Annotated in this window: 19 protein-coding genes and 1 pseudogene; 12 read left to right on the top strand and 8 right to left on the bottom strand. The window is 39.8% G+C overall.

Annotation, left to right across the window (positions count from 1 at the left end):
- Positions 1–42 precede the first annotated feature (42 nt).
- Together ACTJJH_RS05630 and ACTJJH_RS05625 are read left to right on the top strand one after the other, a co-directional pair.
- The gene (locus ACTJJH_RS05630; protein WP_002121893.1) at positions 43–735 is read left to right on the top strand and encodes an ion channel; all 693 of its coding nucleotides are present in this window, start codon (positions 43–45) and stop codon (positions 733–735) included.
- Positions 736–901: 166 nt separating this feature from the next.
- Positions 902–2,869: a BCCT family transporter gene (locus tag ACTJJH_RS05625; protein ID WP_440600858.1), complete on the top strand. Its 1,968-nt coding sequence runs from the start codon at positions 902–904 to the stop codon at positions 2,867–2,869.
- A gap of 56 nt (positions 2,870–2,925) precedes the next feature.
- Here ACTJJH_RS05625 and omp33-36 read toward each other — a convergent pair whose 3' ends face one another.
- Positions 2,926–3,807, bottom strand: a complete 882-nt coding sequence (gene omp33-36, locus ACTJJH_RS05620; protein ID WP_044099812.1) for a porin Omp33-36 — start codon at positions 3,805–3,807, stop codon at positions 2,926–2,928.
- 1,009 nt (positions 3,808–4,816) lie between these two features.
- On the opposite strand from omp33-36, the gene ACTJJH_RS05615 reads away from it, so the two are divergent.
- On the top strand, positions 4,817–6,526 hold the full coding sequence (locus ACTJJH_RS05615) for a GGDEF domain-containing protein (protein WP_440600857.1): 1,710 nt from the start codon (positions 4,817–4,819) through the stop codon (positions 6,524–6,526).
- 38 nt (positions 6,527–6,564) lie between these two features.
- On the opposite strand, the gene uvrA is transcribed toward ACTJJH_RS05615, so the two are convergent.
- Positions 6,565–9,396 (bottom strand): excinuclease ABC subunit UvrA, encoded by a 2,832-nt coding sequence (gene uvrA / locus ACTJJH_RS05610; RefSeq protein WP_032057175.1) that lies wholly within the window; start codon positions 9,394–9,396, stop codon positions 6,565–6,567.
- A 296-nt stretch (positions 9,397–9,692) separates the two neighbouring features.
- Here uvrA and ACTJJH_RS05605 point away from each other — a divergent pair, with 296 nt between their 5' ends.
- From ACTJJH_RS05605 to ACTJJH_RS05590, 4 genes are all read left to right on the top strand, one after another.
- Positions 9,693–10,295: a TetR/AcrR family transcriptional regulator gene (locus ACTJJH_RS05605; protein ID WP_005804456.1), complete on the top strand. Its 603-nt coding sequence runs from the start codon at positions 9,693–9,695 to the stop codon at positions 10,293–10,295.
- Between the two features lie 3 nt (positions 10,296–10,298).
- Positions 10,299–11,276, top strand: coding sequence for a zinc-binding dehydrogenase (locus ACTJJH_RS05600; RefSeq protein WP_032036096.1), 978 nt, complete (start codon positions 10,299–10,301; stop codon positions 11,274–11,276).
- 65 nt (positions 11,277–11,341) lie between these two features.
- On the top strand, positions 11,342–11,695 hold the full coding sequence (locus tag ACTJJH_RS05595) for a DUF1304 domain-containing protein (protein WP_227062549.1): 354 nt from the start codon (positions 11,342–11,344) through the stop codon (positions 11,693–11,695).
- A gap of 52 nt (positions 11,696–11,747) precedes the next feature.
- Positions 11,748–12,089: a GlpM family protein gene (locus tag ACTJJH_RS05590; protein ID WP_004789991.1), complete on the top strand. Its 342-nt coding sequence runs from the start codon at positions 11,748–11,750 to the stop codon at positions 12,087–12,089.
- Positions 12,090–12,131: 42 nt separating this feature from the next.
- On the opposite strand, the pseudogene ACTJJH_RS05585 reads toward ACTJJH_RS05590, so the two are convergent.
- The 3 genes and pseudogenes from ACTJJH_RS05585 to tenA form a co-directional block, all read right to left on the bottom strand.
- A pseudogene (locus ACTJJH_RS05585) lies at positions 12,132–12,939 on the bottom strand (SDR family NAD(P)-dependent oxidoreductase).
- Positions 12,940–13,042: 103 nt separating this feature from the next.
- Entirely contained in the window at positions 13,043–13,414 is a 372-nt protein-coding gene (locus tag ACTJJH_RS05580) for a MerR family transcriptional regulator (protein ID WP_017481792.1), read from the bottom strand.
- Positions 13,415–13,480: 66 nt separating this feature from the next.
- Complete coding sequence (gene tenA / locus ACTJJH_RS05575) at positions 13,481–14,155, bottom strand: thiaminase II (RefSeq protein ID WP_440600856.1); 675 nt, start codon at positions 14,153–14,155, stop codon at positions 13,481–13,483.
- Between the two features lie 262 nt (positions 14,156–14,417).
- Here tenA and ACTJJH_RS05570 point away from each other — a divergent pair, with 262 nt between their 5' ends.
- The 3 genes from ACTJJH_RS05570 to ssb all read left to right on the top strand — a co-directional run bounded on the left by ACTJJH_RS05570 (position 14,418) and on the right by ssb (position 17,650).
- Positions 14,418–15,500: a DUF475 domain-containing protein gene (locus ACTJJH_RS05570; RefSeq protein WP_005066886.1), complete on the top strand. Its 1,083-nt coding sequence runs from the start codon at positions 14,418–14,420 to the stop codon at positions 15,498–15,500.
- 146 nt (positions 15,501–15,646) lie between these two features.
- Entirely contained in the window at positions 15,647–17,011 is a 1,365-nt protein-coding gene (locus ACTJJH_RS05565) for an MFS transporter (RefSeq protein ID WP_440600855.1), read from the top strand.
- Positions 17,012–17,062: 51 nt separating this feature from the next.
- Positions 17,063–17,650 (top strand): single-stranded DNA-binding protein, encoded by a 588-nt coding sequence (gene ssb / locus ACTJJH_RS05560; RefSeq protein ID WP_005066890.1) that lies wholly within the window; start codon positions 17,063–17,065, stop codon positions 17,648–17,650.
- Between the two features lie 40 nt (positions 17,651–17,690).
- On the opposite strand, the gene ACTJJH_RS05555 is transcribed toward ssb, so the two are convergent.
- Both ACTJJH_RS05555 and ACTJJH_RS05550 read right to left on the bottom strand, forming a co-directional pair.
- A complete protein-coding gene (locus tag ACTJJH_RS05555) occupies positions 17,691–18,014 on the bottom strand; it encodes an AzlD domain-containing protein (RefSeq protein WP_005804463.1) in 324 nt (107 codons plus the stop codon).
- Entirely contained in the window at positions 18,011–18,706 is a 696-nt protein-coding gene (locus ACTJJH_RS05550; protein ID WP_440600854.1) for an AzlC family ABC transporter permease, read from the bottom strand. The genes ACTJJH_RS05555 and ACTJJH_RS05550 overlap by 4 nt, the downstream gene beginning before the upstream one ends.
- 68 nt (positions 18,707–18,774) lie before the next feature.
- On the opposite strand from ACTJJH_RS05550, the gene ACTJJH_RS05545 reads away from it, so the two are divergent.
- Both ACTJJH_RS05545 and ACTJJH_RS05540 read left to right on the top strand, forming a co-directional pair.
- Entirely contained in the window at positions 18,775–19,323 is a 549-nt protein-coding gene (locus ACTJJH_RS05545; RefSeq protein WP_002117406.1) for a helix-turn-helix domain-containing protein, read from the top strand.
- 305 nt (positions 19,324–19,628) lie between these two features.
- Positions 19,629–21,071 (top strand): amino acid permease, encoded by a 1,443-nt coding sequence (locus ACTJJH_RS05540; protein ID WP_002117418.1) that lies wholly within the window; start codon positions 19,629–19,631, stop codon positions 21,069–21,071.
- Between the two features lie 65 nt (positions 21,072–21,136).
- Here ACTJJH_RS05540 and pdxR read toward each other — a convergent pair whose 3' ends face one another.
- Positions 21,137–22,636, bottom strand: coding sequence for a MocR-like pyridoxine biosynthesis transcription factor PdxR (gene pdxR / locus ACTJJH_RS05535; protein WP_440600853.1), 1,500 nt, complete (start codon positions 22,634–22,636; stop codon positions 21,137–21,139).
- Positions 22,637–22,717 lie beyond the last annotated feature (81 nt).

Below are 22,717 nucleotides of genomic sequence, written 5' to 3'. Positions count from 1 at the left end.
TTTCTTATAATTAAAAACATAATGAAAAAGGAAAATAATTAAATGCGATCTATTATGGACTTCTGGGCGAGCTTTCGACTGCTACCTTCTGCATGGTTGCTGCTTGTGCAATTTATCCTACTCATTTTGGCCATGCTCACTTTTCATGATGTGTTTTACCGGACCCTAACGTGGGCTTTAGGAGTGCTTGCCTTACTTATTATTGCCAAGGTCATTCGTCAAACCCCAATGTTTACTTTTCTGGGATTAACTTTTGTCAGTGGAGCGATTATATCCTCAGTCTTTATTTTATTGGGCTATAGCAATTTAACGATCCAGATATTTGCTCATAGTTGTGAAGCGCTAGCTTACTTTTCGGCTGCTTACGGTTTATTTCGTTATATGTTTGCTGATCGATACTTAACAAGAGATGAATTATTTGCAGCTGCTGCAGTTTTTACTTTGCTTGCTTGGGGCTTTGCATTCCTCTACAACATTTGTCAGTTATTGATTCCTGCGAGCTTCCAAAATCCAAACAATGCTCATCATTTCCAGACGTGGTTAGATCTACTGTTCCTGAGCTTTAGCTTACAGTCAGCAACAGGCTTATCTGATTTAATGCCGCTTAGTCCACCAGCACGTGTTTTGGCCATGCTACAAATGTTTTGTGGTGTGATGTATCTCGCTTTGATTGTCACACGCTTAATTGCTCTACAGTACATTGCCCATCCAACAAAGAAGGATTCTGACAAATAAAGGAGAAGGTGTTTTAATTTTTTACACCTTTGTAACTGCAATATTATTTAAGTTTATTTAAAGTATTATCGGCTTTCTCTATTGAAAGATTTAACTTTGTTCATTCTGTGAATGTCTTTATTGGCTTTATGCCTATCACTTTTCATTAAAATAACATGGAGGAGTTATGCCTTCCAAACAACCAGGTTGGTTCGCAAACGTTAATCCTAACGTATTTTTTGGTACGGTCATTATTATTGCTTTGTTCTTGGCAGTTGTTGTGATCGCCCCGAGTTCTTTTGAACTTCTAACGCAGCAATTAAAACAATGGATTACCGATTCATTTAGCTGGTTCTATGTTTTATCCGTTGCCTTCTTTCTCATTTTATTGATTTATATCGCCTGTTCATCAATAGGTCGAATTAAATTAGGACCTGAACATAGTCAGCCTGAATACAATAATGGGTCTTGGTTTGCCATGCTGTTTACAGCAGGGATGGGTATCGGTCTCATGTTCTTCGGGGTTGCCGAACCTGTCATGCATTATGTTAATCCACCAAGTGGAGATGCTCAGACTATTGAGGCAGCACAGCAAGCATTAAGGGTGACCTTCTTCCACTGGGGCTTACATGCTTGGGCAATTTATGCATTAGTGGGACTATCTTTAGCTTATTTTGCTTATCGACATAATTTACCCTTAAAGACCCGTTCGGCACTCTATCCGCTCATTGGTAAAAAGATTTATGGGCCTTGGGGCGATAGCATCGATATATTCGCAACTATTGGTACGGTATTTGGTGTAGCAACTTCTCTCGGGTTTGGCGTTACCCAGATTAACTCTGGTTTACATTATTTGTTCGGTGTCGAGCAAAGCACCCATATTCAAGTATTACTCATTATTTTTGTGAGCATTTTAGCTTCCTTGTCTGTGTTCTTAGGTCTAGATAAAGGGGTTAAACGCTTATCAGAGCTAAACTTAGTCTTAGCTTTAATATTATTAGCCTTTGTTTTTATTGCTGGTCCAAGTATCTATTTACTCCAAACCACTATTCAAAACACTGGGCAATATATCTCTAATCTTTTTACCATGACATTCAATTTATATGCTTATCAGCCAAATGGATGGATTGGTGGTTGGACAATTTTGTACTGGGCTTGGTGGATTTCTTGGTCGCCATTTGTGGGTATGTTTATCGCAAGGGTTTCACGTGGTCGTACCATTCGAGAATTTATTGTAGGGGTTCTCCTCATCCCGACAGGCTTTACCATTATCTGGATGGGCTTTTTAGGAAACGCTGCATTATTTAGCATTATTCATGAACATCAAACCACTCTCATTCAGGCTGTTCAGCAGGACTCATCAGTTGCACTATTTGAGTTTTTAGGGCATTTGCCGTGGTCAGGTGTCATGAATATTCTGGCTACCATTTTAGTGGTTTTATTCTTTGTGACCTCTGCTGACTCGGGAGCATTGGTAACGGACTACTTAACTGCAAAAACTGAAAATTCACCAACTTGGCAGCGTTTGTTCTGGACAGTACTGATGGCTGTACTCGCCATTATTTTATTGTTAGTCGGTGGTTTGGCTGCACTTCAATCTTCAATCATTATGAGCGCATTACCGTTTACTGTGGTTATGCTGTTCATGAGTTGGGGATTAATAAAAGCATTGCATCTTGATGTCACGAAAATGCAAGCAATTCAGGAAGCTCGAATTACCCCACGTGCTATTCATAATCCAAGAAGCTGGCAACAGCGGCTAGGTTTAATCATGCACTATCCTCATAGTGAAGAAGAGGTAAGGGAATATATCGAAAAACAAGTGGCTCGTGCATTTGAAAATATCAAACATGAATTTAGACGCCGTCATTTAGAAGTTTCAATTACTCAACTTGAGGATGGGATGCAACTTCGAGTCGATCATCACAATGAAATTAATTTTATTTATAAAGTTGTTTCACGTGAAACAGTGCCACCAAGTTTTTTAATTGGGCGTACTGAAGCCGAAGACGGGCAATATTTCCAAGCTGAAGTGTTTTTAAGAGAAGGTGGACAGAACTATGATGTAATGGATTGGACTCAAGAAGATTTAATTCAAGACATTATCGATCAGTATGAACGCCATTTATATTTCTTAAATATTGTACGAAGTTAATATGTAGCTGTAAAAAAAAGGACTCAATTGAGTCCTTTTTTAATTCGATTTCTAAATTAGAAACGGAATTTAGCATTTAAGCCGATAGTTTGTGTATCACGTTGGTTGCCATCTTTCGCATTTGCTTTAACGAAGTCAGCACCAACTGCTACAGCAGGAGTGATGAAGTATTGAGTGTGACCACCCCAAACATGATCGTAACCAGAATCAAATGCAGACACATCAGCAAAAGATGCACCAACACTTAACTTAGGAGTTACGAAAAGATCAGTTTTCATGCCGTAAGCATTGTCTTCAGCAAATACACCAAATGCTTCAAAACCAATAGCCATGTTAGTGCCATCGATGTTGCCAACATATTTAGTACGAGCAGTTACAGCATCTTGTTTGTCAGCAATAGCTGCTGATTCACCAACTGCTTTAACGATACCGTATTTATTAACGCCAAAAGCATCCAATGATTCTTGGTCAGCTACACTTGTATAACCAACAGCAACTAAGAAGTTAGGTAGCAACATTGCACCAGCTTCTAATGCATAACGGTCACCATTGTCATCGCTTTCGCCATCTTTATAATCATTGATAGTATGATTGTAAGATGCGCTAGCATAAACTGGTAAGTAAGGAGTTGGAAGGTATGCTTCACCCTTAACACCATAAGTATGAGATTCAACGTTTACAGTGTCTTTCTCATCATATTTGATATAGTTATAAGCAACAGAAACGTTAGATGCTTGGTTTAAGAAAGCTGCTTCAGCTAAAGGACCTTTAGAAGCATCTACATTTTTTAGGTAATAAGTACCTTGAGCAGTACCAGTGAAGTTTTTATCGTTTGCAGTTGTGTCAACATATTCAGATTGACCTTGAACTTCAAATTGATAAGCATGAGCACCGGTCATGGCTAATAATACAGCAGTGGCTAAACCAAGTTTTTTCATAATCATTTCCAGCATTAACAAGAGATAAAGCTGGGGTCATTGTATTGTAACAATTTATGAAGTCAATAATCTAGAAAAGGTAATGTTAAAGATATTTGACACTTATGTTAAAATTGGTGAAAAACTAATCAAATGAAAAGTGGTTTGTCAACCTGATAAAAAAATGAACATTTACAATAAGCTAATAATTATATTTCATTAAGAATTAAGAAGTAAATGTTAAAAAGATATTACAATTGTGATTGGAAAAATAGATTGCATTAATCGGTTTTAACATTCACAAAAATATAGCTGTGTTTACAATATGAATAAAAAATCGCCATTTTATTGTCAAATTCGTTTTATTTTGAGGAATAGTTAACAATATTTGGATTAGTTTAACTAAAAAATTTAACTATTCTTAATTATTATATAAGTGAATAAAATAAAAGAAATCTCTATTTTAAGTTGAAAAAACGATTAAAATTTTAATCCTGATTAATTTAATCAACTTTACAAAGGTAGAAGTAAATCACATAATTCGATTGCAAAGTTCACTGCCTAACGTTTTTTAGGATTTAAAGTGCTTGCCCAGATACGATGTGTAGAACACATCAGATTTTACGAGCTCAGCTTTCCCCAAGGTTGAGCTTTTTTTTATCTGTAAGAAAATCTAAAAATTAAAATAAGAGTTATGTGAATTTTATTGAAAAAATAAGAGGCCAAAAAGAGCCCAGCTTAAAGCTGGGCAGTGGATGCTGGGAGAGGCATCCAAGAGGACAAGTAAATACTGTTTTTACTATCATGATTAAAAATCTTTAATCTGTAAAATAGAGTTTTTTTATAAAAAGCATTCAATTTTTCGATTCATTTGTTATTTAAGCTGACAAAATTTAGGGATCGTATAATTATTAAAAAAGAAATGAAGGGGTTAATGATGAAATTTTAGTTATTAAAATGCTAGGATGGATTTAAGCCTAATTTATATCGTATTAAAAATGGCAGGACATTTACGGAGTACCAGCTAGAAATGTCAGGATTACGTTCAGAGCATATTAGTAATCGACTGTTCTTTTTTATGCTGGTTATTATTTTATCCTTATTATTCATGGCAGTACCTCTTATTGTGGGAAGCTATCAGGATTATATAAAAACTAGACAAGCCCTAGCTGAAATAAAAAGTTTAAGAGCAGTAGCCGATATTGCCTATAAAGTTTCTAAGGAACGTGCTCCTGCTAATAAAATGATGTCGAGTGGTCCTCATGATTTGGTAAAAAATCAGCAAGAACTAAAAAAGTTTCGTTTAATCGTTGATGCGCAAATTGATACAAGCATTTTAATTTTAAAACAAGCTGGTTATGTTTCCTTAGCCAATGAGCTCCAAACCAATTTTAAAGAAAATCTTAGACAAGCCCGACGTGTCGTTGATTATTACGGTGAAACTCCATATACAGCAAGAACTTCTGTTCAACTGGATAATGCCATTTTAGGAATGTTTGGCGCATGGGATAATTGTAGGGAAATACTGCAAAAACTAATGTTGCAGTTAAAAAGTAAAGACAGCCGCATTTCTAATTATTTTACGCTTATTATTGTGCTGACTGATATGCGTGATCAGGCTGGGCGTATGGCATCTAACATTATTGCTCCCGTCAGTTTTAATGAAGAGATTCCAAGTAATAATCGTGCACGTTCATTACAAACTCAACATCAAGCTAGATATTTATGGATTTTGGTCGATACCTTACAGCCTGAACAGGCAAAAACTCCAGAATACCGTCGCTTATATTCTAGAGTGAAAGCAGAGTTTATAGACCAGGGTATACCGATTGTAGAAAGGCTATTAGAAGAAAGTCAAAAGGGCGAACCATATTTTTTAAGTGGTACACAGTTAACTGAAGCAATCGTAGGCAAATTTACTACGGTGGTTGATTTGCAGAGTTATATTCTTAATGAGAGTGTAGTCATTGCCACTCAAGAAAATGCAATTGCTCGAAATGGTTTCTTTTTAACTTTATTTATTTCTCTAATTTCTTTGGCCACTGCATTACTTACTCTGATATATGCGCAAAGACGAGTATTTTCGCCTTTAATTAAAGCGAGAACTTTAATTTTAGATTTATCGCATAGTTCTGATCATTGTAAAGATGAGATGAATGTCGCCACCAAAGGTGAATTTTTTTCCTTATTCGAAGCAATTGACCGATTACAACGTATGTTGCAACAACGGGACGCTTTTGAATTTCAGTTAAAGAATATTGCCAATACTGATCCACTCACCGGAGTCTCCAATCGTTTAGCTTTATCTGAATATTTAAAAATTGTTGAAAGTTACCCTCAAAAATTTACGCAGACCTGTTTAATGATTATTGATATTGATCGTTTTAAACAGGTGAACGACCAATATGGGCATATTGTAGGTGATCGCGTCATTGTCAGTATTGCCGAGCAATTAAAGCAAAATATTCGAAGTTCGGATTTAATTGTTCGTTATGGGGGAGATGAATTTTTAATATTGCTAGAACAGGTGCAATTTATAGATGCTCGTCTTTTAGCAGAGAAAATTCGGATTGCGATTTCTTTAGAAGAAATTTGTTTATCTGGTTCAGATGAAAAATTGCATGTCTCTGTCAGTATTGGTTTTGCCATAGGCGCGTCGAGTTGGATAGATCTTTTAGAGAAAGCTGACCGTTCACTTTTAAGAGCAAAGGCCCGAGGACGGAATGCAGTTGAGGGGTAAAAAAGCCGGAAATAATTTCCGGCTTTTTATTTAATAAATTACTTCAACATCGGTTTTAAGAAGCGTCCAGTATGAGAAATCTCAACTTCTGCCACTTGTTCAGGTGTACCTTCGGCAATGATCATACCACCGCCCGAACCACCTTCTGGACCTAAGTCGACAACCCAGTCTGCTGTTTTAATCACATCAAGGTTATGTTCAATCACCACAATGGTATTACCCTTGTTACGTAGCTCATGCAAAATATCGAGTAACTTGGCAATATCATGGAAATGTAGACCTGTTGTTGGTTCATCCAAGATATATAAAGTTTTACCCGTATCTCGTTTTGCTAACTCACGTGCGAGTTTTACACGTTGTGCCTCACCACCAGAGAGAGTGGTAGCAGCTTGACCTAAACGAATATAGCCTAAGCCCACCTGAGTTAAGGTTTCTAAGCGGCGGTGGATGACTGGAATGGCACTAAAGAACTCAGCAGCATCTTCAACAGTCATTTCTAAAACATCAGAAATGTTTTTGCCTTTATAGCCGACTTCAAGCGTTTCACGGTTATAACGTTTGCCATGACACGCATCGCATGGCACATACATATCTGGTAGGAAGTGCATTGCGACTTTGATCATACCGTCGCCTTCACACGCTTCGCAGCGTCCGCCTTTTACGTTAAACGAGAAACGACCAGCACTATAACCACGTGCTTTTGCCTCTGGGGTTTGAGCAAATAACTCACGGATTGGCGTAAATAACCCTGTATAAGTCGCTGGGTTAGAACGCGGTGTACGGCCAATCGGGCTTTGGTCAATATCAACAACTTTATCTAGATGTTGAAGTCCATCAATCGAGTCAAACTTTTCAGCGGTTAAAGTTGTTGCGCCATTGAGTTGGGTTGCTGCTAATGGAAGCAAAGTACGGTTAATCAGCGTTGACTTACCTGAACCTGAAACGCCAGTCACACAAGTCATAATGCCGAGCGGAATCGTTAAATCGACATTTTTTAAATTATGACCTGCTGCACCTGAAAGTTTGATGACTTCATCTGGACGTGGTGATTCAGTACGCTTTTTTGGCACTTCAATTTTGAGTTTGCCAGAAAGATACTGTCCTGTAAGTGAGTCGGCATGTTTAGCCAACTCATCATAAGTACCTTCAGCAATAATTACACCGCCGTGTACACCGGCACCTGGACCGATATCAATAATATGATCAGCAGCACGGATTGCATCTTCATCGTGTTCAACGACTAATACCGTGTTACCTAAATCACGTAAGCGAATCAGGGTTTGTAATAAACGGTCGTTATCGCGTTGATGTAGACCAATTGATGGTTCATCGAGCACATACATGACGCCCATTAAACCTGCACCAATCTGCGAAGCTAGACGGATACGCTGCGCTTCACCACCAGATAAGGTTTCTGCAGAGCGAGCCAGACTTAAATAATTCAGTCCAACACTCACCAAGAAATGTAAACGCTCTCGAATCTCTTTAAAGATTTTATCTGCGATTTCGCCTTTAGCACCTTCAAGGTTTAAGCCTTGATAGTAGCTTTCAGCATCACCAATCGACATGCGGGTAATGTCAGCAATGGTTTTGTCTTTCACACGAACATGACGTGAAATTTCATTAAGACGTGAACCATCACATGCATCACACGCTGCATTAGAAAGGTACTGAGCTAAATCATCACGTACATAGTTACTTTCAGTTTCACGGTAACGACGTTCAAGGTGCGGCAAAATTCCTTCAAATGGTTGCACGCGAGTGTGTTTGCGGCCACGTTCGTCGATATAGCTTAAATCAACTTTTTCTTTGCCCGTACCTTGTAAGAATTTCTTTTGAGTATCTTTATCTAGCTGATTCCAAGGCGTATCAAGTTTTAAACCAAAATGATCGGCAACTTTTTGCAGCATCGAATAATAATATGGACGCTGACGATCCCATCCACGAATAGCCCCTTCACTAATTGCAAGGTCAGGATTTGGAATGAGCTTTTCAGAACTAAAATGACTGCGTGTACCTAAACCATCACAAACAGGGCAGGCACCGAACGGGTTGTTAAATGAAAACAAACGTGGCTCAAGCTCTGCGACAGCGCGATCACATTCAGGACACGAGTGTTTTGCAGAAAAGACGCGATCTGGGTGTTCGCCATTCATCCATGATAAAACTGCAATATCGCCACCTAAACGTAGTGCGGTTTCAAATGATTCTGCAATACGGTTACCTAAGTCTTCACGTACTTTAAAGCGGTCAACTACAACTTCAATGGTATGTTTTTTCTTTTTGTCGAGTTCTGGTGGTGTATCAATATCAATGATTTCGCCATCCACACGGGCACGAACAAAACCTTGGCCTTGTAGTTGTTCGAACAGGTTACTGTACTCACCTTTACGCTCACGAACGACAGGGGCAAGCAACATAAGTGCTGTGCCTTCTTCAAGCGTTTTTACCGCATCGACCATTTCAGAAACAGTTTGCGCAACCATTGGTAAGTCATGTTCAGGGCAGTAAGGGGTACCAACACGTGCATAAAGCAAACGCAAATAGTCATAAATTTCGGTAATCGTACCAACCGTTGAACGTGGGTTATGGCTGGTAGATTTTTGCTCAATGGCAATCGCTGGCGATAAACCTTCAATCGAGTCGACTTCAGGCTTTTCCATTTGAGATAAAAACTGACGGGCATATGCTGAAAGCGATTCGACGTAACGGCGTTGTCCTTCGGCATACAGGGTATCGAAGGCAAGAGAAGATTTTCCTGAACCTGATAACCCCGTAATTACCACAAATTTGTCGCGTGGAATATCGAGAGACACATTTTTTAAATTATGGGTACGTGCGCCTCGAATACGGATATGACTTTGGCTCATAAAACATCTCAATTATATATTGATGAAAATTTAGGTGCTGATTGCTTAGTCGCAGAGAGGTGTGACTGGTTATAAACAACAGACCCTATATATGATAACGATTTAAAATTGTTCAAGTGGTACAAAATGATTTAAAGCGACAAATTGTGACGGTTAAACGACAATCGACAAAATTTGTTTAATTAAGCAGGTTGTATTTTTAACATTCCTCACTTCAGATTTCTACTCTAAGCAAATTTTAACCAGCAACATAACTTTACTAGACGACTGGTCTAATAGTTGTTTATGATGTTTGCATGAAACGATTAAATAAAAGTGAGACTACACGACAACACATTCTAGATACCAGTTTTGAACTGGTACTACGTAAAGGTTTTGTTGGTGTTGGTTTACAAGAAATCTTAAAGGCTTGTGACGTACCCAAAGGTTCGTTCTATCACTACTTTGCTTCGAAAGAGGCATTTGGCTGTGCATTGCTCGAGCAATATATGGCTGATTATAAAGTTCGTATGGAACAACTTTGGCAACGCAGTGAGCAAAGTGCCCATGCTCGTTTAATGGCCTTATGGCAGGCATGGATTGATGATCCTGTAAACGGTAGTTGGGCTGAAAACTGTCTGATTGTGAAGTTGGCGGCAGAGGTTTCTGACTTGTCAGAAGACATGCGTCAAATTCTCAATGATGGCGTGCACAAACTAACGCAACGTTTGGCTTTGCTACTCAAAGAAGGGCAACAAGAAGGATCAATTCCAAAACATATTGAGCCTTTAAAAACTGCGCAAGTCATGTATCAGTTATGGTTAGGTGCTGCTTTACTCACAAAATTGTCGCAAGACAAAGCACATCTACATCTAGCTTTAGAAACGACCCAACAACTCATAAAACCGATAGAGGAGTAAAGAATGCGAAGTATTATCCATGGTAATTTTGGCGAGCCTGTAGACGTTTTAGAGCAGGCGGATATGCCTAAGCCAGAACCAAAAGCAGGCGAAGTGCGTATTAAAACTATCATGTCTCCAATTCATAATCATGATGTATGGACAGTACGCGGAAGTTATGGCTATAAACCAACCTTACCTGCGATTGGTGGCAGTGAGGCAGTTGGTATTGTTGATGCGTTGGGCGAAGGCGTTACTCATGTACAGGTAGGGCAACGTATTGCAGTTGCGGCTGTGCATGGCAGTTGGGCTGAATACTTTATTGCACCAGCACAAGGGCTTATTCCACTCAATAATGAAATTGATGATGAAACAGCAGCACAGCTGATTGGTATGCCAATTAGTGCCCTCATGCTACTCGACTTTGTTAACGTTCAACCGGGTCAATGGCTCATTCAAAACACAGCGAATGGTGCAGTAGGTAAAACAGTTGCCATGATTGCGCAGGCTCGTGGTTTACCTGTGATTAATCTGGTCCGTCGTACTGATGCAATTGCTGAAATGCAAGCATTAGGTATTAAACATGTTGTTGCGACTGATCAGCCGAATTGGAAAGAGCAAGTTGAACAAATTCATGGTGACCAACCTCTTATTGCTGGTGTGGACTCGATTGGTGGAACAGCAAGTGGTGAAATGCTGAATTTACTCAGTGAAAATAGCCTGCTCGTTTCGTTTGGCAGTATGACTGGCGAAACCATGCAGATTTCATCGGGCGATTTGATTTTCAAACAAGCGACAGTAAAAGGTTTCTGGGCGAGTGTGGTCAATAAAGAAATGCCAGCAGCTCGTAAAAAGGAACTGATCGTTGAGCTGCTGACACTAGCGACTCAGAAAAAATTAATTCTGCCTGTAGAAGGTGTATTTAGTTTTGATGAGATTAAAACTGCCGCTCAAAGAGCAACGCAAGGTGCTCGTCAAGGCAAAGTGTTGTTAAAACCGTAACACATTAAAAGATCAGTCGAGAGACTGATCTTTTTTCATATCTTTAAAATAAAAAGGAAAATTGTATGATCGGGCAAATATTCATTGCGCTTATCGCAATATTACATGTCTATATTTTAGTGTTAGAGATGTTTTTGTGGGATAAACCTTATGGCATGAAAGCCTTTGGAAATAATGCCGAAAAAGCAAAACTCACCAAAGTCATGGCACAGAACCAAGGTCTTTATAATGGCTTTTTAGCGGCGGGTTTGTTTTGGTCTTTATTGGTAGATGCACCATTTGCAACATCAATTGCTAATTTCTTTTTAGGTTGTGTACTGATTGCAGGTATTTATGGTGGTCTGACTGCCAGCAAAAAGATTATTTATATTCAGGCAGTTCCTGCTTTAATTGCTTTGGTCGCTGTTAATTTTCTTTAAAAAGCGCAAAATACAGCGTTTTGAAATGGAAATGACCAGATAGGATCAGCGCATGTGGGCGTTATTTTTAAAGTGTATGCTGGGGGCTGGGGTTGTCCTCATTATTTCGATTTTATCGAAAAGTAAGGCATTTTATATTGCAGGTTTAGTCCCACTTTTTCCTACCTTTGCTTTGATTGCTCACGTGATTGTTTATCAGCAAAAAGGGGCGGAGGCATTACAAAAAACGGCTCTGTTTGGTCTATGGTCACTTATTCCCTATGCCATTTATTTAGTTGCTGTTTATGTGCTGGCAACACGGATGTCGATGTGGTCTTGTCTAGGATTAGCAACTCTATGTTGGGTCGTGGCTGCGGCAGGTTTAATTTATGGCTGGCAGCTATTTCAACATTAAAAGATTAAGAGAAATCCCTTAATCTTTTAAATTGAACTATTTTTATGAATGCTCAACAACACGGGTTTTGAGCATACCTTCAACTAAATTAATCATCTTTTGGCGAGAAAGAATTCGGGGCAATTGAGACGTCAAATAGTTGCTACATCCCACCACAACTGTTGCTTTATTCTTATCTAATGCTTTAACCGTTGCAGACACAACGTCCTCAACTGTAGAGCTTTTCATACCACTCGTATCGGCATTTGCGACCTGAGTAAAATTGGTTTCGGTATTGCCCGGACAAACCGCCAGAAATTTAACTCCTGAAGAGCCGTATTCTCCTGCAAGAGCCTCAGTAAATTGCAATACATAAGATTTAGTTGCCCCATACACAGCAATATAAGGCAGAGGTTGAAACGCACCTGTAGATGAAATATTAATCATGATGCCTTTTTTGTTCGCAAGCATGTGGGGCAAAAATAAATAACATAAAGACGATACACTGCTGATATTTAGCGTAATCATTTCTTGATAAGTAGATACAGATTGATCTAGAAATTTAGTCCATTTACCAAATCCTGCGTTGTTAATTAAAATCTCTACCGTTAATTTTCTAGCTTGTACTTCATCAAATAAGCTTTGAGCTGAATTGGGTTGAGCTAAATCTAAAACGATTACCTCAATATTCACGTTATATTTTTTTTTTAAGTTCATCCGCTAAATCATTTAGCTTCTGTTCGGAGCGAGACGTTAAAATGAGATGAATTCCTAAAGATGCAAGTTCTTGTGCATAGGCTTTGCCTATTCCTGAAGATGCGCCTGTGATTAATGCTGTTGAATTTTTAAATGAAGAAAGGTGAGTGCTCATTTTATTGGTCCGTAATAAAAGAAGCTATTACCATAAACCTTGTCCCTAAGGGCAGAGTCAAGCACTCATTTTGAAAGCTATTTTCAGATTTTAATAAACTGTTTTAAGCAGAAATCTTATTGGTAATATAAGTTTGAATAATCTCATCTTCTAGTTGTTTTAAATCTTTTTGCAAACGGCTTAAAGCTTCTTTTTGCTCAATAATTTGTTGGTTCTTTTTTTGAATAAGCTGCTGTGCAGTTTCTACAGGAAAACGATTATTTTTATATTTTAAAGCTGACAGGTCATAAAGCTCGGAAAGGCTAAATCCAACAGCTTGTGCAAGGCGAATCATCTTAACCGATTGAACATCAATCTCTTCATAAATACGATAATTGCCTTTTCTTTTTGCGACTGGCAGTAAGCCTAATTTCTCATAATGCCGAATGGCTTTAGGAGTGGCACCAGTCAAAGCCGCTAATTCGCCGATATACATATCTGTCTCGCATTTTATTGAAAATCGATCAGGCTATTAAGTGCACTGACCGATTCTTTTGAAGTTTTAAATGTGATCTAAACCTAACCATTGTCTTTGGTGGTAGGCACTGTCCCAAAATAACCATTCAAGTTTTGCACCCATGGTGTAAGCGGCATGCATTTTTTCTAAAGTGTCGGCATCACAACGTACTGCAACTTTATCTACCGTCGCAATCACATTGCGAACAGCGGTATGGAACTCTTCGCCTGCATAGGTATCAATCCATGCTTGGTAAGGGTTATTTGGAATTGATTTATTTACAATATCTTTGCCAACTTCGGCATAAATCCAGAAGCACGGTAAAAGTGCAGCGAGTACAACAGGGTAGCTCTCAGACCAAGCAGTTGCTGTTAAAAATGAAGTGTAGTGGTGGCCTGCCAAAGTTAATGGTGTATTTTTAAATTCTTCTTTGGTTACTCCAAAGTTTTTCATGAAGTCATCATGCAAACTACGCTCCACCACAATCGCAATTTTAGCTGCATCTGAAAATTGCATAATATCGTCAGCCTCAAACGCCTTAGCTGCTGCAACCGCAAGCACACGACCATAGGCCACTAAATATTGAGCATCTTGAATAACATAATGACAAAAAGCTCCTTTATCTAAAGTACCGTTAGCAAGTTCCTGATTAAAAGGCAGGTCTAGAATTTTTTGATATAAATTTAAATTACGTTGCCAAAGTTCTTGAGAAAAAAGCATAAAAACATTCCATTTAAATTAAGACAGCTGAACCAGATTTTAAATCAATTTTAAAATACAAAAATAATAATGATAGATATATCGAAAGAAAATATTTAATACGATTAATGAGTTAATTAAATATTATAAATTTCTTTATTAAACAGAGAGATAAAGTAAAGGGAATAACGGCACAAAACAACATCGTTTTGTGGTTAATTATCGATATAATAGCGGCGGTTTTTAAGAAAGATTAAATTTATTCTTGGTATAGGTCTGATCCATGAAGCATTTCCGATTTTCGATATTTTTTACGGTGGTGTGTTTAGCACTATCCGCGTATTGGGGTTTTACCCACGGACCTGAAGCGGGCGTGTCTACCATGCTTAAAGCTTTAACCATTACAGCCATTTTAGCTGTAATGGAGGTCTCTTTATCTTTTGACAATGCTGTCGTAAATGCATCGGTTCTACGTAACTGGGATCCGTTCTGGAAAATGCTCTTTTTAACGGTAGGTATTTTAATCGCCGTTTTTGGTATGCGTTTAATTTTCCCGGTGGCGATTGTTGCCGTGACTGCGGATATGGGAATGATTGAAGTAGCTAAATTGGCACTCAATGATCCGAAAACCTATTCTGAACGTTTAATGGCACATCACGCTGAAATTTCGGCTTTTGGTGGAACATTCCTATTACTGGTATTCTTAAACTTCTTCTTTGATGAAGAAAAAGAAACCCATTGGTTCAGATGGCTTGAAGCTAAACTTTCTAGTTTAGCAAGCGTACCAGCAATGTCTGTCTTTATTGCTCTCATTGCGATGTTAATTATGGCAGCAAATGTTGATGAGTCGCAGCGCCTTGTGGTGACTATGGCTGGTATTTGGGGCATTGTGGTTTATATTGGCGTTGAAGTATTAAGTCATATGTTAGGTGGTGAACCTGAAATTGACGAAGATGGCAATGCCATTATGAAAGATGGATCAGGCGCGGCTTCTGGCGTAGTTAAAGCGGGTATAGGTGGTTTCTTATATCTTGAAGTATTAGATGCATCATTCAGTTTTGACGGTGTGATCGGTGCTTTTGCAATTACTAGCGACGTTGTTGTGATTATGCTGGGTCTTGCAATCGGTGCTATTTTTGTCCGTTCAATGACAGTTTACCTTGTAGAAAAAGGCACATTAGATGCCTATGTGTTCTTAGAACATGGTGCGCATTATGCGATTGGTGCCTTGGCATTCATTATGATTGCAAGTGGTACAGGCGTACATGTACCAGAAGTTGTTACTGGTTTAATTGGTGTAGCGTTTATTGTTTGGGCGGTTATTGCTTCAATTCAATATTCAAAGCGTGAGCAACAATCGCCTTAAGCTAATTTTCAGTAAAGTTCGATAGAATAAAGAGGCTAAATGCCTCTTTATTTTTTTAAGCCCAAATCGTTATTTTAAATAAGGTGTTCCGTATTTTTAGAAACGAATCGGCTTATAATTTACCTAGTTTGATAACGTGTATTGATATGATGAATGCTTTGGAACGTCGCTCAACTTTTGCCTTAAGTAGTATTTTTGCACTACGCATGTTGGGCTTGTTCATGATTATTCCTGTCTTTTCTGTAGTTGGGCAGTCATATCAATATGCGACTCCAGCACTCATTGGTTTGGCTGTAGGTGTCTACGGCTTAAGTCAGGCGATTTTGCAAATTCCATTTAGCTTACTGGCTGACCGTTTTAGCCGTAAACCACTTGTGGTCTTTGGTCTACTACTGTTTGCGATTGGTGGTGCAATTGCGGGTTTATCTGACACGATTTATGGCGTAATTATTGGCCGTGCTATCGCTGGCGCTGGTGCAGTTTCAGCTGTTGTCATGGCGCTTTTAGCAGATGTGACGCGCGAAGAGCAACGTACTAAAGCCATGGCTGCCATGGGCATGAGTATTGGTCTGTCTTTTGTAGTGGCGTTTAGCCTTGGGCCTTGGCTCACAAGCCTTGTCGGCATTTCTGGCTTATTCTTTGTCACGACCATTATGGGCTTAATTGCGATTGCGATGTTATTGCTTGTGCCTAAAGTCACTCGCCATCATCGTAATTATCAGCAAGGCTATATGGCGCAGCTTAAGCAAGTCATTCAAATGGGTGATTTAAACCGTTTGCACTTTTCGGTTTTTGCATTGCACTTATTACTTACTGCCATGTTTATTTATGTGCCTTCACAGCTCATCGAGTTTGCACATATTCCTTTAGCAAGTCATGGTTTGGTGTATTTACCGCTATTAGTCATTAGCCTGTTCTTTGCATTTCCTAGCATTATCATTGCTGAAAAATATCGCAAAATGCGCGGGATTTTCTTAACAGCAATTACAGGCATTATCGCAGGTTTGCTGCTGCTCATATTTGGTTATCAATCAAAATATGTTTTGCTTGCTGGCCTAGGTATTTTCTTTATTGCATTTAATGTGATGGAGGCTTTATTGCCTTCTTGGTTGTCGAAGTCTGCTCCAATTCAGTCAAAAGCAACGGCTATGGGTGTAAATGCCAGTAGTCAGTTTTTAGGCGCTTTTTTTGGTGGCACACTAGGTGGTCAATTATTGATGTTACATAATACTGCGATTGGATGGAGTGTCTTAGCAGGGATTGCTATAATATGGTTGCTAATTAGTTTTGGTTTAGCTCAGCCGCGGTATTTGTCATCGATTGTGTTGCCATTGCCGCAAGTGCAACAGGTGAATGAGTGGACCACACAACTATTGGCAATTCGTGGTATCGAAGAAGTTGTGGTGATGCCTGACCAGCAAGTTGCTTATATTAAAGTCGATAAACAGTCTCTAGATGATGCTGCGCGACGTGATTTAACGCAGTTGTTCGGTAAAGAGGTAGCCATTTAAGCATAACTCTTATAAAGTAAAACATAGAAATGTATAGGATGAAGACAGCTAATGCGTGGTGTAAATAAGGTTATTTTGGTTGGTACTTTGGGTCGTGATCCTGAAACAAAAACTTTTCCAAATGGGGGCTCGTTGACCCAATTTTCAATCGCGACAAGTGAAGCTTGGACTGATAAAAATACTGGTGAACGTAAAGAACAAACAGAATGGCACCGTATTGTTTTGCATAACCGTTTAGGGGAAATTGCTCAGCAGTTCTTGCGTAAAGGTTCTAAGGTTTATATTGAAGGTTCACTACGTACACGTCAGTGGACAGACCAAAATGGCCAAGAGCGTTACACTACAGAAATCCGTGGCGACCAGATGCAAATGTTAGATGCTCGTCAACAAGGTGAACAAGGTTTCGCTGGCGGTAATGATTTTAACCAACCACGTTTTAACGCACCTCAACAAGGTGGTAATGGTTATCAAAATAATAACAACCAAGGTGGCGGCTATGGCCAAAACAGCGGTGGTTATGGTAACCAAGGTGGTTTCGGTAATGGTGGAAGCAACCCTCAAGCGGGTGGTTTTGCGCCTAAAGCGCCACAACAACCAGCTTCTGCACCAGCTGATTTAGACGACGATTTACCGTTCTAATCAAAGTTCCAAAAAAGGCGAGTTTATCTCGCCTTTTTTATTACTCAATTCCAAGCAAACGTATAAGTGCCGTGCCGGCAGCTGCCAAGCAAATCACTAATAACAGCGGTACTTTTTTCCAAACCAATAACAGTGCTAAGCCAACACCGAAAATACGTGCAAAACCTGCGAAATGTTGACCTTCAAAAAATGTTGTCGTCACCGCAATCGCACAGAGCAAAACAGTCGCACCGTTTGAGAGTAAAACTTGGTATTTTTCAGAAAATGAGAACTTGGCACCTAAGTGAAACCCAGCAAAGCGAATCCCATACGTTCCAAGTGCTAGTAAGCCTATACCTAAAATAATTAGTAATTGTTGACTCATTTCTTTCTACCAAATATTAAGCCAAAAAGTGAAATCAGAATTGGAAGTCCTGAGGCCAAAAAGGGCGTGGTGATCAGTGCTAAAGTTGATCCGGCAAATGCAGCTTTTCGAGTGGATTTATTCTTTAAAGCATTAAAAGTAAGAGCAATTAAAATCGCTGGGAAAATGGCATCTAAGCCAAATGTTTTAGGGTCTGGAATAGCACTTCCAATGAAATAACCCGCAGTGACACCCAGTGGCCAACTCAGCATAATGCAAATACCGCATAACCAGTAAGCAGCCTTTTTTGTTTCGAAATCGGGCTGTGCCATGCCAAACAAAACGCTTTCATCGTTCATGATATGAGCCCCGAAATATCGAGAATATTTGCCACGGATTAGTTCATTGACCGCAATACCAAAAGGCAGATGTCTTAAATTGACGAGTAGTCCTGCAATCGCAGCTGCAATTGGGCTACCACCTACAGCCAAGAAACCAATAAAAATAAATTCAGCAGTTCCTGCGAGCACAAACACGGATAGACAAAGCGGGATCCAGAGCGCTAAGCCATAACTTGCAGCGAGTGAACCTAAAGACATACCAACGACACTCGTCGCTAGACATACAAAGAAAATCGAGCGGGTAGTGTCTTTACTAAGTTTTTTAATTAGAGAGTATGTGGACATAGTATGATATAACGAACGATTTTCCATTATAATGAATAAGTCTGATCGTTTTGTCAAAACGAACGATCGTTTTTTTTATAGAACGGATGTGGTGAATGTCTCAGCCAATTGAAATTATTGCCAAAGGTTTAACGCGTGAACGTCAAAGAGCAGGGCTTTCATTGGCAGAGGTTGCTCGTCGTGCAGGTGTTGCTAAATCTACATTGTCACAATTAGAGGCAGGACAAGGTAACCCTAGCATTGAAACCTTATGGGCACTTTGTGTTGCGCTCAATATTCCATTTGCACGGTTGATGGAAGAGCCGAGTAATCAAGTACAAGTCATTCGTTGTGGTGATGGGCCAACAGTGAGTTCTGAGATTGCCAATTACAAAGCAATTTTGCTGGCGACTTGTCCACCCCATGCCCGTCGAGATGTGTATTTACTGATTGTTGAACCAGGCGAAGACCGTCTTTCAGAGCCGCATCCAGTTGGTTCTGTGGAGCATATTATTGTGGTTGAAGGTAAAGCTTTGGTGGGCTTAATTGATGAAGCTGTTGAGCTTGGTGTTGGAGACTATATTTGTTATCCAGCTGACCAGAAACATATATTTAGAGCGTTGGAAACAGGCACAAAGGCATTATTAATTTCTGAACAAAACTAAAGAATTTCAATCTGATTAAAATAAAAACTAAAAGCCATTTACTAGCGTCCCCTACAAAAAGGGCAAATTTTGCGTATAAATTTTGCAATTGGCTCTCTCTTTTATTACAAAAATGGCTCTCGTTTCTTGAGTGCCGAAACGACAAATTAAAGCTATTGGAAGTATGCATACGGAAGCGCCGGATAAGCTCAGTGAATTTTCTGTTTTAGGAATTGGGCAGAACGGCTAAATTTTTAGGGGATATTTTTTGGCTTCGGAGGATTTCCGAGACTAGCCGATATCCTCCATATATTAAGGAAAATGATATGGCAGCTCATCAAAATGGTTCTGAAGCCAATCACTCCCAAAGTTTAAAACATGGACTCAAATCACGCCACCTGACCATGATCTCGATTGCAGGGGTTATTGGTGGTTCTCTATTCGTCGGCTCAGGCAGTATTATTTACAATACTGGACCTGTAGTTTTCTTAACTTACGCTTTAGGTGGTCTACTTGTTTGGTTCATCATGCGTATGTTAGGCGAGATGGCCGTTTTAAACCCTGATAGTGGCTCTTTTTCAACTTATGCTGACCGTGCGATTGGCCGTTGGGCAGGGTTTTCAATTGGTTGGTTGTACTGGTGTACTCTGGCCATGCTCATGGGGTGGGAAGCCTATGTGGCAGGAAAAATTCTAAACAATTGGTTCCCGTTTATACCGATCTGGGTCTATATGGTCGTGGTGATTGGTGCACTGGTTGTTGTTAATTTACAAAACGTGAAAAACTATGGTGAATTTGAGTTTTGGTTCGCCCTCATCAAAGTCATCGCGATTGTTATTTTCCTTGTGATTGGTAGTTTAGCCATCATGCATTTGTGGCCTTGGGGTAATCCGGCTGCTTCTGGTATTAGTAATTTAACTTCTCAAGGCTTTATGCCAAATGGTGGCTCATCCGTTATCACAGCCTTACTTGGAGTCATGTTTGCCTATATTGGTGCTGAAATTGTTACGGTAGCGGCAGCAGAGTCGGCAAACCCATCGAAAGAAATTCGTAAAGCATCAAACTCGGTGGTTTGGCGAATTATTTTATTCTACGTTGGTTCAATGTTTGTGGCGGTATGTTTGATTCCTCACAACAATGAACTTTTGAAAGATTCAACTTGGGGAACCTATAGCGTAACTCTGTCTGCACTTGGTATTCCAGGGGCGCGCCATATCGTAAACTTTGTGGTTCTAACCTCAGTATGTAGTTGCTTTAACTCAGCTCTTTATACGTGTTCACGTATGTTGTTCTCTTTAGCTAAACGTGGTGATGCACCGAAAAGTTTTGGCTCTGTAAACAGTAAAAGTAGTCCTTGGGTAGGCGTGATTGTGTCATGCTTCTTCTCTGTGATTGCCGTAGTTTTAACTGCAACCGAGAGTATGAATGTTTATGATTTTTTCATGTTAACAACAGGTGCAGCAACACTGTATGTTTACCTGACTATTGCTTATTCTCAGCTTCGTATGCGTAAAAAGTTAGAGGCTGAAGGCGTGAAAATTGACTTTAAAATGTGGATGTTCCCTTATCTAACTTATGTGGTGATCTTTGCAATTATTGGTGCAATTCTTACCATGTTGATTGAAGGCACCTATTTTAAAGAAGTGATTTACACCACAGCGCTGTTCGGCATTATTGTGTTCTTCGGTTTGTTGTCTGAAAAGCTAGGTTGGGGTAAAGATCGTAGAGCGACCCATTTAACTCATAGTCATGAAGAAAAGTTAGTTTAAATTTTTAAATAAAAAAGAGCCTTACAAACAGGCTCTTTTTTATTTGTTTTAATAACAGAGGAAAGTTAATTTAGCGTAGGTACGCCTGCTTCACGTAAGCATTGGAGCAAGACGCCAAAAGCCATCACCATATCTTTTTCATTTACACAGGCAAAGCCCATCAGCAGCCCACGTTCTGCATGTGCATGTGACTGCATGTAGTATTGAGATAAGGGACGAACTTTGACACCACGTTCAAGCGCTGTGGCTGCAATAGCGACATCATCGCAAGAGTTCGGTAGTTTTAAAACCAGATGTAACCCTGCCGCTTCATCATATTCATGAATAAATTCGGGGCCAAGGTAGCGTTTAATCAGACTGACTAAATAATCGCGTCTCTTTCCATAAAGTAAACGCATACGGCGAATATGCGCTTCATAATGGCCTTCACGAATAAATTCTGCTAGGGCCTTTTGCTCAAGCAAGTGCCCACCACGATAAAGCTCGGCTGCCACAATGCGTAATGGTGAAAATAAAGGCTTAGGCACCACTAGATAGCCAATTCTTAAGGATGGATAAATGGTTTTACTAAACGTGCCCATGTACAGCACAGGGGCATCATTTTCTAGGCCTTGTAAAGACGGGTAAGGCTGGCCCGAGAAACGGAACTCACTGTCATAATCATCTTCTACAATCCAGCTATTATGCTGACGTGCAATCTCAATCAGTTTACGTCGGCGGTTTAGGCTTAAATGAGAGCCAAGCGGATATTGGTGTGAAGGCGTGACAAAAATAAGTTTAGGCGGCTTGGCCGGATTTTCCTCAGGAATAATGCCTTCAGCATCGACAGGCATTGGCTGAATATCGAGACCATTAATACGCAATGTATTACGCATTCCCCAATAAGCAGGATCTTCAATCCAGATTTTATCTCCCATATCACTGAGCGCACGCGAGACTAAATCAATAGCTTGATGAATGCCTTCGGTAATAATAATCTGGTCAGCATCGCACTGGACTGAACGCGCAACACGTAAGTAATCTGCCAATGCACTTCGAAGCTCAATACATCCACCAGCATTGCTATAAATCAGGCGGTTAATGTCAGGCTCTCGGCTTAAACGTGCTTGAATACGACTAAAAATATGATGTGGGAACTCAGTCACATCTGGTGCTCCGGGCACGAAAGCTCCCCATTGGTGTGGCGACGCTGCGGCATAGCCCAATAAGTTGGAACCACGCTGTGATAGCGCATAAGAATTTTGAACTTTCGGGCTTGAAACTACTTTTTTCTTGTTTTGTGTATTTAAAAAACTCTCTGGTAATTTTTCGGCAACCCATGTGCCGTGTCCCGTACGGGCTTCTAAGTAGCCTTCAGCTTGTAGCTGTTCATAGGCACTAAGCACTGTATTTCTTGAAACATGAATTTCACTGGCTAAGTCGCGTGAGGCAGGTAGACGAGTCTTGGGCTGGATGACTCCATCAATAATGGCACCACGCAGGCAACGGAAAAGGCGTTGATGTAGTTTCCCTTCAGTGTCCTGTTGGAGTCGTTGTAGCAAATGATCTCCAAGTAAACTACGCAATTGGCTCTCTCCTACAGTTAAAAAGTGGCTCTCGTCAGTTGGCATCAGACGAGCGAAATTACATGCATAGGCAGTCGTTGT

This window comes from Acinetobacter sp. 22301 (assembly GCF_052045285.1).
Taxonomy (GTDB): Bacteria; Pseudomonadota; Gammaproteobacteria; order Pseudomonadales; family Moraxellaceae; genus Acinetobacter; species Acinetobacter pittii.
The sequence above is the reverse complement of the archived record's forward strand: the minus strand, read 5'-3'. Positions and strand labels throughout refer to the sequence as shown.

Coding starts and splice junctions, on each gene's coding strand:
- ACTJJH_RS05565 (WP_440600855.1), top strand. CDS start 15,647: ATGATGAATGCTTTGGAACGTCGCTCAACTTTTGCCTTAAGTAGTATT.
- uvrA (WP_032057175.1), bottom strand. CDS start 9,396: ATGAGCCAAAGTCATATCCGTATTCGAGGCGCACGTACCCATAATTTA.
- ssb (WP_005066890.1), top strand. CDS start 17,063: ATGCGTGGTGTAAATAAGGTTATTTTGGTTGGTACTTTGGGTCGTGAT.
- ACTJJH_RS05555 (WP_005804463.1), bottom strand. CDS start 18,014: ATGAGTCAACAATTACTAATTATTTTAGGTATAGGCTTACTAGCACTT.
- tenA (WP_440600856.1), bottom strand. CDS start 14,155: ATGCTTTTTTCTCAAGAACTTTGGCAACGTAATTTAAATTTATATCAA.
- ACTJJH_RS05595 (WP_227062549.1), top strand. CDS start 11,342: ATGATCGGGCAAATATTCATTGCGCTTATCGCAATATTACATGTCTAT.
- ACTJJH_RS05600 (WP_032036096.1), top strand. CDS start 10,299: ATGCGAAGTATTATCCATGGTAATTTTGGCGAGCCTGTAGACGTTTTA.
- ACTJJH_RS05615 (WP_440600857.1), top strand. CDS start 4,817: ATGTCAGGATTACGTTCAGAGCATATTAGTAATCGACTGTTCTTTTTT.
- ACTJJH_RS05550 (WP_440600854.1), bottom strand. CDS start 18,706: ATGGAAAATCGTTCGTTATATCATACTATGTCCACATACTCTCTAATT.
- ACTJJH_RS05630 (WP_002121893.1), top strand. CDS start 43: ATGCGATCTATTATGGACTTCTGGGCGAGCTTTCGACTGCTACCTTCT.
- ACTJJH_RS05590 (WP_004789991.1), top strand. CDS start 11,748: ATGTGGGCGTTATTTTTAAAGTGTATGCTGGGGGCTGGGGTTGTCCTC.
- ACTJJH_RS05540 (WP_002117418.1), top strand. CDS start 19,629: ATGGCAGCTCATCAAAATGGTTCTGAAGCCAATCACTCCCAAAGTTTA.
- ACTJJH_RS05605 (WP_005804456.1), top strand. CDS start 9,693: ATGAAACGATTAAATAAAAGTGAGACTACACGACAACACATTCTAGAT.
- ACTJJH_RS05545 (WP_002117406.1), top strand. CDS start 18,775: ATGTCTCAGCCAATTGAAATTATTGCCAAAGGTTTAACGCGTGAACGT.
- omp33-36 (WP_044099812.1), bottom strand. CDS start 3,807: ATGAAAAAACTTGGTTTAGCCACTGCTGTATTATTAGCCATGACCGGT.
- ACTJJH_RS05570 (WP_005066886.1), top strand. CDS start 14,418: ATGAAGCATTTCCGATTTTCGATATTTTTTACGGTGGTGTGTTTAGCA.
- ACTJJH_RS05580 (WP_017481792.1), bottom strand. CDS start 13,414: ATGTATATCGGCGAATTAGCGGCTTTGACTGGTGCCACTCCTAAAGCC.
- ACTJJH_RS05625 (WP_440600858.1), top strand. CDS start 902: ATGCCTTCCAAACAACCAGGTTGGTTCGCAAACGTTAATCCTAACGTA.